The following is a 12765-nucleotide window of genomic DNA, read 5'->3' on the forward strand; positions in this document are numbered from 1 at the left end:
CTAAAAACCTAGCTATTTGTACAAATCAACGTAGCTACCAATCCATCGAGGCAGGCAATGTGACTCTAGTCCAGCTGATCTAGGAAACATTTAATTATTTCATTCCCCGGCGTTCTCGGAACAAAGTCCTGAGAAAAACTGAGATGTTAGCCCGCTTTAAGTTAAAAATTTCTCTACAACGGCCGAACCCTAAATTTTTTCCACTACTTCTCGCACGAACAGCGACCTCGAGAGTAGGGTGAGCTTGTCTAAGCCTCGGTGTATTACTACCCGGCCGCAGTCCACGATCCTCAAGACTTTCTCCTCGAACAGCTTCGTGTCCACGCTCGGGTCGAACACCAGCTCCTCGATCCCCACGAGGAATAGGGGACCGGGGGCTTTCTCCAAGTCCTCTCGGGAGAGCACGAGCCTGCCGATGTGCCGGATAAACACGGGCTTCTTCTTCAGCGCTCCGATAGGTATAAGCCTCTTCAGGATCTCCGGTGTGTCCTGCGGGAGGCCGGCGAGCTGTGGGCCCGCGTCCACCAGGGCTAGGATGAGCTTGAAGGCCTGCGACGCAACCGTGCCCACGCTGAGCCCCATCCTCTTGGCAAGCCGGGACATCTCCTCGTATGCTGAAGCGTCTACCCCTCTTATTACCACGTTCTTAATTCTCCCAGCCTCAGACACCGCCCACCCCCTCCAGAGCCCTGAGCTTGCTCTTGAGAGCCTCGATCCGCCCGCGTAGCTCGGCGCTGTCCCTTTGGGCGAGGTGCTTCTCCTTTCTACCGCTGAGCGTGAAGTATGCTCCAGCCGCCAAGACAGCCAGGACGGCGGGCCAGTAAGCCCGCACCTTTTTCGTCGCAGGCTCGAGGCTTACGTTCGAGACTTGCGGCTCGCTCCGCTTTACCTTGAATAGGGGCAGGGACACGTACACCACGTCCCCCATGAGCTCCGTCCTCAGTTGCTTATCCCCTGCTGTCGCAGTAGCTCTCTGCGAGAGGATAGTGGTGTTGAACTGCTTGAAGCTATCCGGGTAGAGGGGGCCCTCGATCATGTTTGATAGCCTCATGAGGCTTGAGTCGATGAGCTGGGCCGCCTGCCTTAAACCACCCGCGAGTTCGCGGAGCTTGCGGGCCGACTCTCGGAGCACGCCGGCCATGAGCCTAAGCTTTGTGGAAGCCGCCCTCATGTTCTCGGTTGCGGCGTACAGCTGGGACTTGACAGCTCCGTACTCTCCGACGAGCATCTTGAGGTCGTTGACTTCGCTCTCGAAGAGGGACAGCTGTTTTCTAGCCTCACCGAGGAGGGAGTCCACTTCTGACACAGTGAGGTTGAGGCCCGTGATGTTCAACGACTCCAAGAGCCTTCTGAGCTCGTCCTCCCGCACCGAGAGGTTCCCCTGAATCCTGTCCAGGGTGTCCTTAGCCCTCCTAAGCGCCAGCGAAGCGTTCTCGAGCACCGGTTTAACCCTCGCCTCCACGGAGTTCATCATGTCGAGGCCCCTCGTCAGCTGAGCGGCCGCGTTACCCATAGCGGTGGAAGCGGCGTCGGCTAGGCTGGAGGCGTTCTCGAGCAGGCGCGCCTCCTCGTCGAACCCGTTGCTGAGATTGTACAGCAGGTCCCTGAGGGCCGTGACGTTCTCCTGGAAAGCCGTCAGGTTCCCGACGTTCTCCTCTAAGAGCTTTAGGGTGAACCCCCTGTACCTTTCAATGAGAGACGCCTGCAGCCTCGGATCAAGGCTTACGGTTACCGTGGGTGGAGGAATGAGTACCTCACCCCACGGGTTCTCCCCCCTCACCTCGAAGACAACGCTTAACCTGTAGCTACCGTTCATGAAGGAGGTCCACTGGAACGAGACCTCCGTTCCGCTCTCCCTCAAGCTCTGGGGGCTCTCGCTGTAGCTTATAGGGTACAGGTAGAGGGGGTCTATGCTCCAAGAGATGGAAATAGGTAGCTGCTGCTTTTTCAGCAGGTCTTCTCTCGCTTCGATCTCAACCGTGTAGTTGATGGTATGGGCCTTGAGCGCTACAACGTAGCAGTAACCCCTAGAGCAATCAGCGTGAACTTCTCTGCCGTCTGCCTCTAGGCTCACGTTAACGTCGAACAGGTTCTTTCCGCTAACGCTGTACTTTATAGAGTCGCCTGGTTTGAGCTCCACATTTTCCCATGAAACGCTGAGGAACCCCTGCGACACGCCCACTCGCCCGGGAGGGACAGTGGCGGATAGACAATCAGGCGTGGCGAAGGCGAGGAGGTCGGTCAGCCCACCTGTGTAGGCCGAGTCGAAAACCAGGGTCACAGTAATCGTCGTGTTCTCGCCACACCCTGGGAGGACGTCAAGCTCCCGGATTATCGTCTTTCGGACAGAGACCGTCTCAACAGGGTACGCTAGCACGAGCGAGGAAACGAGCAAAGCTAGGATTATCGTGCTCAGTTCAGCCCGCACAGGCATGAGAGCACCTGAAGAAAAGAGTGTATATCAAGTATTTAAGATTAACGCTTAACGAAATGAGATTTTTCGACAGTAGGCGAAATCAAGGCTACTAGGCGTACTTCTCAAGCCTGCTGATGCGGCGCTCAAGGGCCTTGATCTCCGCCTCGAGGAGTAGCGGGTCTATCCTCCCGACTTTCGCCGCCCTCTCAAGGGCCTCGAGCTTGGTTCTAAGGATGCTGATCTGCGTCTTCCTAATGTCCTCAGATTCGCTACCTGCCTTCAGCTCTCTTATAATGTCCATGAGGGTTTTCTTGGGTGGTTCCTCGTAGATCCTGCCAGCTCTGATGTAGAATGTGCGCGTGGCAAGCTCGGCGATTTCGGGGTTGTGGGTCACAATTATGATGGTCTGCCCGAAGGCCTGGTTGAGCCACTTCACGAGCGAGAGCACCTTCGCCGCTGTGTCTACGTCGAGGGCGCCGGTGGGCTCGTCCATGAGTATGATGTCGGGGTTTGGGGCTAGCGCCCTTGCTATCGCGACTCGCTGTTGCTGGCCCCCGCTCAGCTGGCTGGGGAACTTGTCCTCGTGGCCTTTGAGCCCGACGATCTCGAGGATCTTCGCCGCTATCTCCTTGACCTCCTTCACGCTGTAGATCCCGGTGAAAAGAAGCGGAAGCATCACGTTCTCGAGGGCCGTGTAGTTTCGGATTAGGTTGAATGACTGGAAGACGAAGCCGATCTTCCTGGCCCTGATTTTCGTCAGCTGCTCCTCGCTCATATCTGTTATGTCCACTCCCCCTACAACCACGCGTCCAGACGTGGGCTTATCCAGGCCGCCGGCTATGGAGAGGAGGGTGCTCTTCCCGCTGCCAGAGGGCCCCATGATCACGGCGAGCTCGCCGTCTAGGACTGTGAGGTTGACCCCCCTCAGGACCTCGATCTCCTCGGTTGCGGTCCTGAACACCTTCCTGACCTCCTTAAGCTCCAGGGCAACCTCACTCACTCTTCAACACCTCTACGGGCCTTATCGAGGTGGCTCGCCAGACGGGGTAGATTGAGGCTAGGACGCTCAGCGCCGTAGCTAGAGCCACGCCGAGGACGAGCGTGGAGGCCTCGAGTATCCGGGGAGGGTTGAGGAAGCCGTAGGAGGAAACGATCTCGATTCCGACGCGCGCGCCAGCGACGCCAAACGCCAGGCCCAGAAGGCCCCCTGAGATGCCGTAGATTAGCGCCTCCAGCATGAATATTGCAGCAACGCTCGCCCTGCTAGCCCCCTGAGTGCGCATGATCGCGATTTCCCTCTGGTGCTCGCGGACAGTGGAGGTTATCGTGCTCGTGGTGCCGAAGACCGCCACAGCTAACCCGACCAGAGTCGTGGATAGCAGGAGGCCCTCTATGAGAGACATAACCTTGAAGACAACGCCTATGACCTCCTCCCTTAGCATGACCCTAGAGCCCGGGTAGACCATGGATATGAGGTTCTTCACGGCAACAGGGTCCACGCCGTCTTCAACCTTCACGACAGCCATGCTAACGTAGCCAGGCCTTCCGAGGAGGTTCTGAGCTTCGCGCAGAGGGAGGATGATGTAGCCTCCTGCCGCGCCTATCTCCTCGATCTTCATCGTGACCTCCGCTATGCCTATGACCTCGTACTGCTTGAAGAAGCCACCGTAAGGAGGCTTGACGGTAACCTTGTCCCCTACGGTCAGGTTCAGCCTTTTCGCCAGGCCGACATCGGCGATGGCATACGGTCCGGACAGACTGCTGAAACCTGCCCCCGCGATGAAGCGTGAAACCACGTTCTTCAGGTCCTCCGGCCTGACTCCTAGAACGAACACAGCGTTCCTCCCAATGTAGCCTGTAACGAGGATCGCCGGCGTCACGTCCTTAACTCCCGGGAGCTTCTTGAAGTTGTCCAGAACGTTCTCGGAGACGTCGTAGAGACCCTGCCCGTAGACGACAACCTCACCCGGAAGCACCTGCTCCACTATACTCTGCGCCGCGGTGCGGCTGCCGACGCTGAGGATCCTGAGCGATATGAACGTTGCAACGCCGCTCGCGATAGCCAGTATGGTCAAGGCGGCTATGAGCTTCTTGAACAGCATGTCTCTCTCTACGAACTTTAGGGCTATGTAGAGCAGGCTGGTCTTAGACACGTTCTCCTAAAACAGCGAGGCTATTTCAATGTGTCTTGCTTTTCACGATCTCCGAAATTTCCTTAACGGCTTCGTCGAGGGTGATCGCGTTCAGGGGGATCCCCTTGTCCCTCAGGATGAGGGATAGTTGAACGATTTGAGGCGGCTTTATGGCTGCTTTTCTCAGAACGTCAACCGCGTACAGCACCTCTCGCGTGGGCCCATCGAGTAGGATCTGGCCTTCAGCGACGAGGACCGTTCTCTCGGCAACCTCTGCCACGAAGCGCATGTCGTGGGTTATCACAACGATAGTGAATCCCTCATCGTTGAGCCCCTTAACGAGCTTGGCTAGAACATGCCTCCCAGCGTGGTCCTGCCCCGTGGTGGGCTCGTCGAGGATCAGTACCTTGGGCTTCATCGCCAGGACCGACGCCACGGTGAGCAGCTTCATCTTCCCGTAGTCGAGGTCGTAGGGGTTGTGATCCTCGAACCCCTCAAGCCCCACAAGGCTGAGAGCCCACTTGACCCTCTCGTTGACTTCCTCCTCAGAGAGCCCCAGGTTCCTTGGGCCGTACGCCACCTCGTCTCTAACTTTACTCTCGAATATCTGGTGGCTGGGGTTCTGGAACACGTAACCCACCCTTTTCACGATCTCATGCGTCGGCGTCGTGCGCGTGTCCAGCCCGTCGACGAGCACTACGCCCTTCGTCGGCTTCAGCAACCCGTTAATGTTCTTCGCGAGCGTGGTCTTACCCCCGCCGTTCTGACCTATGATGGCTACGCGCTCGCCGGGCTTCAGCGAGAAGTTCACGCCTCTAAGGGCCCAGCTGTCAGCCCCCGGGTACCGGAACCAAAGGTCTTTAACCTCGACGACCGCGTCCATCACGCAACACCTATGAGCTCCGAGTACACCCTAACCGCCTCCTCCAGCGTTATAGGGTACTCGATCTCCAGCCCCAGCTCCTTCTCAAGCGCGTAAGCGAGCTCTGTGACTGTGGGCGGGTCGACGCCTACGCTCTTCAACTTATCGACCTCCCGCAGGACGCCGCGCGCAGGCCCATAGGCCAGGACTCTACCGTTGTACAGGAGTAGAGCTTTGTCGGCGAAGTAGGCTACGTCCTCTATCTCGTGCTCCGCTATTACTATCGTGGAACCCTCGCTGGCGAGCCTCTCGATGACGCCGAGGACCTCGAACTTGCCGATAGGGTCCAGCTGAGCCGTAGGCTCGTCTAGCACGATGACCTCGGGTTTTAGGGCGAGGACGGTCGCGATCGCCAGCCTCTGCATCTGGCCGCCTGAAAGCTCGAAGGGAGACCTTTTCTCAAGTCCGTTGAGCCCCACGTACCGTATCGCCTCCTCCACCCTTCTCGCTATTTCCTCCTTGGGGTAACCGAGCATCATCAGGCCAAAGGCGACCTCCTCCCACACGGTGAGCGCCAGCCCGGACATCTGGTCTTCGGGGTCCTGGAAGACGAGCCCGACTTTAGTGGCGAGCTTAGCGACACTGGACTTAAGCACCTCCTCGCCCGCGACGAGTACCCTCCCGCCGTACCGACCTCCGTAGAAGTGCGGGACGAGGCCGTTCAGAGACTTGCAGAGCGTGGACTTCCCGGAGCCGTTGGGGCCGAGGATCGCCAGAACCTCCCCGCGCTTAACCTCGAAGCTCACATCCTTCAGCACGAAGTCCTTGCTCGTAGGGTAAGCGTACGTTAGGTGCTCCACCTGCACCACGGGCTCGCTTGAAGCCATTAACCACCACCCCAAACCCACGAGAGCCTGGCTATAGGCGAGTAGCCCACGCTGACGTACACCCACGCTAGGAACAGTGTGGCCGCCACCATACCCGCCAGGAAGACATAGTCCACCGACGTGAGCCTAGCCTCGTAGAGCAGGGTTTTCTTCACAGGTGAGCTGAACCCCCGGGACTCCAACGCGATGGCTCTAGTCTGAACCTTGTTGAGGGCGCTTAGAGTGAGGGGGATGACTACGGCCAGATAGTTCTTGATCTTGCCGACAAAGCCGACGTCAGTCCTCAACCCCCTCGCGATCTGAGCCTGCATGATCACGTTAGCCTCACTCGCCAAGAGGGGTATGAACTGGAAGGTTGCGACAACCATGTAGATGGCCTTGAAGGGGATTTTCATCTTGAAGAGAGTGGCGACGAGCTTGGCTTGGTTCGTGGTGAGGAAGAACAGCAGGGCGGAGGATATGGCGACCGCGATTCGGAGAGGCCACGTGAAGCCCCACCCGAAGCCCTCCAGGTAGACGGGGTACCTGGAGCCGAGTATCTCTATGTAGCCGATGACCGTCCTGTTCCACGGGAACCCTAGCGGCAGCGAGAGGATGGGAACAGCTATGGCTATCCAAGGTACAACGATGATCAGTAGGGTCGTCAGGATGGGGCGGGCGACCCTGGCGTGAAGAGCCATTAGAAGCGTCACTGCTAGGAAAACCAGGTTCAGGAACGGGTCGTAGAAGATGTAGACTAGGACAGTGGCCCATATAAAGTACAGGAACTTGACGCGCCCGTCAAGTCTCTGGACGAAAGTGTCAGTTTCAACTGACGTCTTTTTAAGCAAAGAAACCCCGGCGGACATCCTCCCAAACCACTCAGAAAAATGCTATGTTAACTTCTCTATTTGGCGAGTATGAACCGCTTGGGGATGCGCTGAGCTATTATTACTGATATTATGAAACTTACCGGCTTGTCGATGATCTCTGTAAACATGTTCTGAGCGTAGTTGGCTAGCCAGAAGTTACCTGTGCTGCTGAGCACAGCGGCGTAAACCGCAGCTGCCAGAGGCTTCCAGACAGGGCCACCCCCGAAAACGAGTATAGAGATAGCTGTCGTGAAGACAGGGTACAGGATGCCGTACAGCACTATCACAGCGACCCAGGTCATGGGCTTCTTGAGGTCTGTCAAGCCTGCTTTCATCATGAAGTACGTGATAAGGGCTATGACGACGTTTGCGAAGCCCCACACCCAGCTGGGCAGGCCCCAAACCGTCAGCGCCATTATGATGTTGTACAGGAAGCCCCCGATCGCCCCGACCCAGAACCCGCCAATCAGGGTACCTAGGATAGTGGCCCACGTGTCACCCCATATAGGCGCTTTTAGAGCCTCAACTATCACCCCTCCAACGTAGTTCAGTGCGGCGACAGTTGGTATAAGCACAACGGCGATAATTGCTTTCCCTGTGGGCGTCACCTCCCTTACTTCCTGTGCTGTCATTTTTAGTCTTTAATACTCCACGGAACATATTTATAAGAATTTCTACCTGACATCACCCCCAGCTGAATAAAAGCATTTTAACTAGGCCCCGAGCGGTGAAGGGGTGTCTCGATGGGTGCCCAGAGGCTTCTCGTTGCCGCTTCATTCACGTTCATGCTAGGCGTCGGCGCGGCGGTCTCCACTCTCCCAATCACTCTCAGGCAGATCAGCTCAAACGAGCTTGAGGTCAGCCTCGCGGTTACCGTGTGGGGGCTAGCGTACCTCGTCTCCAACATACCTGCAGGCGTGCTCGCGGACAAGCTGGGCGCTGGCAGGGTAGCCCCCCTAGCCTTTCTCTCCAACGTGGCTGTAGGCCTGGCGTTGTTCACTTCCACATCAGTAGCTGGCTTCGCTGCCGCCAGGGCTGCTGAAGGCGTGCTGGAAGCCATGGTGTGGACAAGCGTCCTCGGCCTCGCGGCCAAAAGCGAGGGCCGGCTACTCGGGATAAGCGGCGTATTCGCGGCCATCGCGCTAGGTTTCTCGCTGGGGCCCATCGCAGCAAGCCAGCTAGCGCTGATCTCAGCCAGGTCGCCTTTCCTGGCTTACTCCCTGTGCGCCCTCATATCCTTCTTCCTAACCCTTCCACTGAGATCCGAACGTCAAACTAGGGTTGAAATGCTGACTATCCGCGCGCCATCATCGCTGCAAATCCTACCCCCGCTCATAGTCTCCCTGACGGTGGGGATAACCGAAAGCCTCATCATCGTGTACTCGCCGGTCATCGCTGAGATGGCAGGCGTGGGCGACTCTAGGTTAATAGTGTCAGGCTACTACCTCTTAGGACTTTTAGGGCAGGTTGCCATCAGGCTGAACCCCCGCGCAGTAACGCGGGAGTACTACGTGCCAGCCTCATTCCTCCTAGCCGCGCTGGCGCTAGCCTTCACCCCGCTGAAGTTTACAGCTCTAGGCGTGCTGCTCCTAGGCTTCGTCAACGCCCAGGCGGCGAGCAGGTCGCAGGCTAAAGTCGCGGAGCTCATGCAGGGGGTGGAGTCCACGGGAGCAGGGCTGGCAAACCTTGCCTGGGCTCTCGGCTACTTCGCCGGCTCTCCTCTCTACAGCTCTGCCTTAGCGGCGTCGCTAGACCCCCTCGGGGGGACTGCTCTGTTCCTCACGGCATCGCTGGCGCTTCAGATCACGCTTGGATTCACAGCCAGATCACGGGCTTCCCGGGCACGTACGAGCCTCGGATAGGTATCTCGTAGCCGCAGTACGGGCACCTGTACTTCCCGCTCTCCACGTCCAGCTTGAAGTAGGTAACCCTGTAGTTCTCGCGCCTCACGAGAAGCCTCCGGCACCTCGGGCAGTATGTTGACTCGAGCTCGGGCTCGTGTAGGTTGCCGACGTACACGAACTCCAGCCCAAGGCTTTCGGCTTTCCTCTTCGCGCCCATCAGCTTGTCGACAGGCGTAGGGGGCTTGTGCCAGGCGTGCGCGGGGAAATACCTGTTTATGTGCAACGGGACGCTGGGCCCGAGCACGTCGAGGTGCCTTCTGAGAACCCAGTCGATGCATTCCTCGCTGTCGTTCGCACCGGTCACGACGAGGTAGACCATCTCCACGTGCCCCCCGCTGTCGAGGATGTAGCGAGCGTTCCTCAAGACCTTCTCGTGGTCAACACCCCTGAGCACGCTCATACCGGGACACCCCTTCAGGTCCACGCTCCACCCGTCCACTCCGAGCTCGATCAGTAGCTTGAGCGCCGAGAGGGTGAGGTAGCCGTTCGTCACCATCATGAAGTGGCCGCGCCTGGCTCATCCACCCCTTCACTTATCCGGGGCCCCCTCTTCGGGGTTCTCATGGGCTCCGCGCCTTCGGCCCGCCCCGCCAGCTCAGGTTGTGCGGCGGGGCTCCGCCTCGGCGCCTCTTCGCCTCATCGCACCGCGCGCGGCACCCGGCAAGCGGCCCATTGCTGTGTCGCCGTGCCGGGAACTGGGGCCGGGGCCTCTCCCTCTGCTTCGCCGCTTGGGGAAGCTGAGCGAGCCGTGTATCAGCGCCCGTGGGTGGCTCTGGAGCCACTGGCTCAGCGCCTCGAGCTGCTTCTTCGCATCGCAGGCCCGCTCAACCGCAGAGGCAACGCTGAAGTAGAGGCTCCGAAGCCTCATTCTCAGCTCCCTGCTAGCCTTGACCTCCCAGACCCTGTAGGCGTCGATCAACTCCTTGCCGTCTCCCCCGCCTTCCCAGCCCACGCTCCCACCTCCAGGGAGCCTGACTCACTATAGCCTCGAGCCCTCCCTGCGCTTGAGCCTCGCACGTAACTGCGCTCCGCGGCCTTATATCCCCGCGCCGAAAATGAACGCCGAAAGTGAAAACACAGCAAACAGGGGGGCAACCGCCGACTCAGGGTAGCTGAGCTGGGGGCTAGCTGAGGCTCGTGGGCTACGGATTCCTGAGGAGGGCCCCGCACCCCGCCGGGGTTACGGTCTCGCTCGCTGAGAAGGCGCTGTGGGTGCTCTCGCTTGGCGAGGGCTAGGAGCAGTGAGAGCAGGCTGGCATGGGCGCTGGTGAGGTGCGCCCTCCACGGCCGCTGCGACGACAGAGTAGTTGAGGAGCACGGGGACCTGCTTGACGCGCTAAGCGAGTTACAAGCATCATTCCCCGATAAGCCAGCGGAGTGGTTCTACCGCGCCGTGTACAGGCTTTTGGCTGGGAAAGTGGAGAAAGTGGGTAATGAGCACTGGCTCGTGAAGGGGCTAGCGGAGCTGGGGGACACCTACCCCTGGTACAACGTCTGGATAAGCGGAGGAAGGTACCGCTGCGACTACTTCTTCAGGGCCTACGGCTACGTCCGCAAGGCGAGGATATGCAGCCACATCGCCACGGTCATGCTGTATAAGGCAGCTGAAGTTGCGTGTCGAGTGAGCCTCAAGGCAACCTCGCCCGCCTCATCCTTCATGAAGCTTACGTGCTTGTGCGAGATAAGCCGTTATGTGCAACAATGTTTTATTTGAATAAAATAATGTTACGGAACAATGTAACAAAGTTACACTTAAGTGTAACCTCGTTATCCTAAAGCGTGGCGGACGATGTAGTCGACGACGCGGTCTATCTCCGCTTTCACAGCGTCTGGTATCCCGGACGCCTCAGCGGTCAGGAAGCCTCGGAGTAGCAGTGACCGTGCCTCATCCTCGCTGAACCCCTTGGACATCAGGTACTCGATCTTCTCGCCGGCGATCATCCCTATGGCTGCCTCGTGGGTCAGCTCAACCTCCTGCGCGCGAGAGGAGAGCACAGGCACCGCCTCTATGCTTGACTCGTTGTCCATCAGGATACCCAGGCACTCGATGTGGCCCTTCGTCTTCCCCGACTTGGCTTCGATTGTTCCCCTGGAGTACACTCTAGCCCCCCTGCTCGCAAGCACCCTTGAGACAAGCTCAGCGCTAGCGCCTTCGCCTTCAAGTACGGCCACGCCCCCAATGTCGTAGATGCCGCTTCCCGTGCCCGACACAACCGATATCAATTTAGCGTGAGCCCCTCGAGCGAGGTAGACTTTAGGCTCAGTCTGTACGGAGGCAACAGGGCTGTACACAGCGTAGTAGCTGATGTACTGGCCCCCCTCCCCCACCCTGACAACAGTCCGGGGCCTCACGTGCGTCCCCTCCCCCCAGCTGTGCAGCATCGTGTAAACCAGCTTAGCCCCCCTAGCCACGTAGAACTCAGAGACCCCGATGTGCAACCCCCCTCTGCTCCCGTGCGGGACCAGGCACCCGGTTGTCACGACGACCTCAGCGCCCTCATCTACGTAGACGATGTTGTGCGCGTGCTGAACCTCCTCCCCGCCGGTGAACAGGCTCAGGCAGGTGTACACGGGCCAGGGAGCCTTGACCCCCGGCGGTACGTAGACGAAGTACCCGGCTTCTCCTCCGTAGAGGTAGGTGTGCGCAGTGTACTTGTCCGTGGCTGGGTCTACGAGCCTCCAGGAGAGGCTGGAAGCTAGCTTGTCTTCCTTAAGCGCCCTGCTAAGCGGCTCAACCACTACGCCGATCGACCTGAACCTCTCGGACATGACCCTGGCCAGGACCGTCTCCCCAACCTGGAGGTAGCTCAGTTGCTCGGGCCGCACCCCCACCTTCCTCTGAATGGACTCCTCCACCAGCGCGCCCCCGCTCTCACCCAGCTCCGGCTTCGCGACCTTGTAGGTTGCGAGGTCCAGGTCTGGGCCGTGCGGGGAAGGCTTGTTCAGAGCCTTCACGATGTCCTCAACCAGAGCACGCTCCATCGAACCCCCTCTCCTCAAGCCTCTTGAGTATTTCGAGCGCCCTCCCGGTGCAGGTCAACCTGCCGCCGCTCAGTACGTAGCCTGTAGCCTGACCCCCGAGCTGCTCCGCCAGTAGCCGGGTGTGCGTAACGACAAGCACGCCGGAGTTGAACTCCTCGACGAGGAAGTCGATGGCGTGAGCTATCAGCTTTACGCTGTCGACGTCCACCCCGCTGTCAGGCTCGTCGAGCAGGGCAAACCGGGGTCGCATTAGGGCAGTTAGGAAAACCTCGACCCGCTTCCGCTCACCGCCGCTGAACCCCCTGAAGGCGTCCCTGCCGAGAAGGTGTCCGATCTCCAGGATCTCCACCAGCTGCTGCACGAACTCCTGCGTACCAGCCCTCCTGGAAATTAGGTCAGCGAGCCTGGAGACGCTCACACCGGTCAGCTCGGGCGGGATCTGGTACGCTAGCACAATACCCCTGCGCGCCCTCTCGTAGGCCGGGAGCGGCGTCACGTCCTCCCCGTCCAGGATCACCCTCCCGCCGGTCACCCGCACGTGGGGGAGCCCGGCTACCGCGCACAGCAGGGTGGTCTTCCCGGCCCCGTTAGGGCCGAAAAGTAGGGCTTTCTCGCCGCCTCGAATAGTCAGGCTCACGCCCCTCACTACCTCACTTGAGTCCACGGATGCGGTAATGCTATCCACGGTTAGAGTCGCCATCCTTAAGCTAAAGAGGGGGTGCACCTAAAGT

At 59.1% G+C, this 12765-nt stretch carries 14 protein-coding genes; 2 read left to right on the forward strand and 12 right to left on the reverse strand.

Features of this window, described 5'->3' with window-relative positions; translation table 11 throughout:
* Window positions 1–189 precede the first annotated feature (189 nt).
* The 8 genes from ACNO7C_RS06005 to ACNO7C_RS06040 all read right to left on the reverse strand — a co-directional run bounded on the left by ACNO7C_RS06005 (window position 190) and on the right by ACNO7C_RS06040 (window position 7780).
* Complete coding sequence (locus ACNO7C_RS06005; RefSeq protein ID WP_460024212.1) at window positions 190–669, reverse strand: hypothetical protein; 480 nt, start codon at window positions 667–669, stop codon at window positions 190–192.
* Window positions 662–2434 carry a hypothetical protein gene (locus ACNO7C_RS06010; protein WP_460024213.1) on the reverse strand — a complete coding sequence of 591 codons (1773 nt, stop codon included), beginning with the start codon at window positions 2432–2434 and terminating at the stop codon, window positions 662–664. Before ACNO7C_RS06010 ends, ACNO7C_RS06005 begins: the two co-directional genes overlap by 8 nt.
* Before the next feature lie 91 nt (window positions 2435–2525).
* Window positions 2526–3416, reverse strand: coding sequence for an ABC transporter ATP-binding protein (locus ACNO7C_RS06015; RefSeq protein ID WP_460024214.1), 891 nt, complete (start codon window positions 3414–3416; stop codon window positions 2526–2528).
* Complete coding sequence (locus ACNO7C_RS06020; RefSeq protein ID WP_460024215.1) at window positions 3409–4569, reverse strand: ABC transporter permease; 1161 nt, start codon at window positions 4567–4569, stop codon at window positions 3409–3411. The genes ACNO7C_RS06015 and ACNO7C_RS06020 overlap by 8 nt, the downstream gene beginning before the upstream one ends.
* Window positions 4570–4594: 25 nt before the next feature.
* Window positions 4595–5431 (reverse strand): energy-coupling factor ABC transporter ATP-binding protein, encoded by an 837-nt coding sequence (locus ACNO7C_RS06025; RefSeq protein WP_460024216.1) that lies wholly within the window; start codon window positions 5429–5431, stop codon window positions 4595–4597.
* Window positions 5431–6297, reverse strand: a complete 867-nt coding sequence (locus ACNO7C_RS06030; protein ID WP_460024217.1) for an energy-coupling factor ABC transporter ATP-binding protein — start codon at window positions 6295–6297, stop codon at window positions 5431–5433. The genes ACNO7C_RS06025 and ACNO7C_RS06030 overlap by 1 nt, the downstream gene beginning before the upstream one ends.
* A complete protein-coding gene (locus ACNO7C_RS06035; RefSeq protein ID WP_460024218.1) occupies window positions 6297–7127 on the reverse strand; it encodes an energy-coupling factor transporter transmembrane component T family protein in 831 nt (276 codons plus the stop codon). Before ACNO7C_RS06035 ends, ACNO7C_RS06030 begins: the two co-directional genes overlap by 1 nt.
* A 56-nt stretch (window positions 7128–7183) precedes the next feature.
* On the reverse strand, window positions 7184–7780 hold the full coding sequence (locus ACNO7C_RS06040; protein WP_460024219.1) for a hypothetical protein: 597 nt from the start codon (window positions 7778–7780) through the stop codon (window positions 7184–7186).
* Window positions 7781–7891: 111 nt separating this feature from the next.
* Between ACNO7C_RS06040 and ACNO7C_RS06045 the strand changes: the two genes are divergently transcribed.
* Window positions 7892–9010, forward strand: a complete 1119-nt coding sequence (locus tag ACNO7C_RS06045; RefSeq protein WP_460024220.1) for an MFS transporter — start codon at window positions 7892–7894, stop codon at window positions 9008–9010.
* Here the strand turns inward: ACNO7C_RS06045 and ACNO7C_RS06050 are convergent.
* Both ACNO7C_RS06050 and ACNO7C_RS06055 read right to left on the reverse strand, forming a co-directional pair.
* Complete coding sequence (locus ACNO7C_RS06050) at window positions 8964–9551, reverse strand: hypothetical protein (protein WP_460024221.1); 588 nt, start codon at window positions 9549–9551, stop codon at window positions 8964–8966. The genes ACNO7C_RS06045 and ACNO7C_RS06050 overlap by 47 nt on opposite strands.
* A 96-nt stretch (window positions 9552–9647) precedes the next feature.
* Window positions 9648–10004 (reverse strand): hypothetical protein, encoded by a 357-nt coding sequence (locus tag ACNO7C_RS06055; RefSeq protein WP_460024222.1) that lies wholly within the window; start codon window positions 10002–10004, stop codon window positions 9648–9650.
* Window positions 10005–10274: 270 nt separating this feature from the next.
* On the opposite strand from ACNO7C_RS06055, the gene ACNO7C_RS06060 reads away from it, so the two are divergent.
* A complete protein-coding gene (locus ACNO7C_RS06060) occupies window positions 10275–10766 on the forward strand; it encodes a hypothetical protein (RefSeq protein WP_460024223.1) in 492 nt (163 codons plus the stop codon).
* A 53-nt stretch (window positions 10767–10819) separates the two neighbouring features.
* On the opposite strand, the gene ACNO7C_RS06065 is transcribed toward ACNO7C_RS06060, so the two are convergent.
* Together ACNO7C_RS06065 and ACNO7C_RS06070 are read right to left on the reverse strand one after the other, a co-directional pair.
* Window positions 10820–12034, reverse strand: coding sequence for a SufD family Fe-S cluster assembly protein (locus tag ACNO7C_RS06065; RefSeq protein WP_460024224.1), 1215 nt, complete (start codon window positions 12032–12034; stop codon window positions 10820–10822).
* Window positions 12015–12734: an ATP-binding cassette domain-containing protein gene (locus ACNO7C_RS06070; protein WP_460024225.1), complete on the reverse strand. Its 720-nt coding sequence runs from the start codon at window positions 12732–12734 to the stop codon at window positions 12015–12017. The genes ACNO7C_RS06065 and ACNO7C_RS06070 overlap by 20 nt, the downstream gene beginning before the upstream one ends.
* Window positions 12735–12765: the final 31 nt, after the last annotated feature.

It is taken from the genome of Infirmifilum tikiterense, assembly GCF_054696565.1.

Coding starts and splice junctions, on each gene's coding strand:
- ACNO7C_RS06010 (WP_460024213.1), bottom strand. CDS start 2,434: ATGCCTGTGCGGGCTGAACTGAGCACGATAATCCTAGCTTTGCTCGTT.
- ACNO7C_RS06025 (WP_460024216.1), bottom strand. CDS start 5,431: ATGGACGCGGTCGTCGAGGTTAAAGACCTTTGGTTCCGGTACCCGGGG.
- ACNO7C_RS06030 (WP_460024217.1), bottom strand. CDS start 6,297: ATGGCTTCAAGCGAGCCCGTGGTGCAGGTGGAGCACCTAACGTACGCT.
- ACNO7C_RS06040 (WP_460024219.1), bottom strand. CDS start 7,780: ATGACAGCACAGGAAGTAAGGGAGGTGACGCCCACAGGGAAAGCAATT.
- ACNO7C_RS06045 (WP_460024220.1), top strand. CDS start 7,892: ATGGGTGCCCAGAGGCTTCTCGTTGCCGCTTCATTCACGTTCATGCTA.
- ACNO7C_RS06050 (WP_460024221.1), bottom strand. CDS start 9,551: ATGATGGTGACGAACGGCTACCTCACCCTCTCGGCGCTCAAGCTACTG.
- ACNO7C_RS06065 (WP_460024224.1), bottom strand. CDS start 12,034: ATGGAGCGTGCTCTGGTTGAGGACATCGTGAAGGCTCTGAACAAGCCT.
- ACNO7C_RS06070 (WP_460024225.1), bottom strand. CDS start 12,734: ATGGCGACTCTAACCGTGGATAGCATTACCGCATCCGTGGACTCAAGT.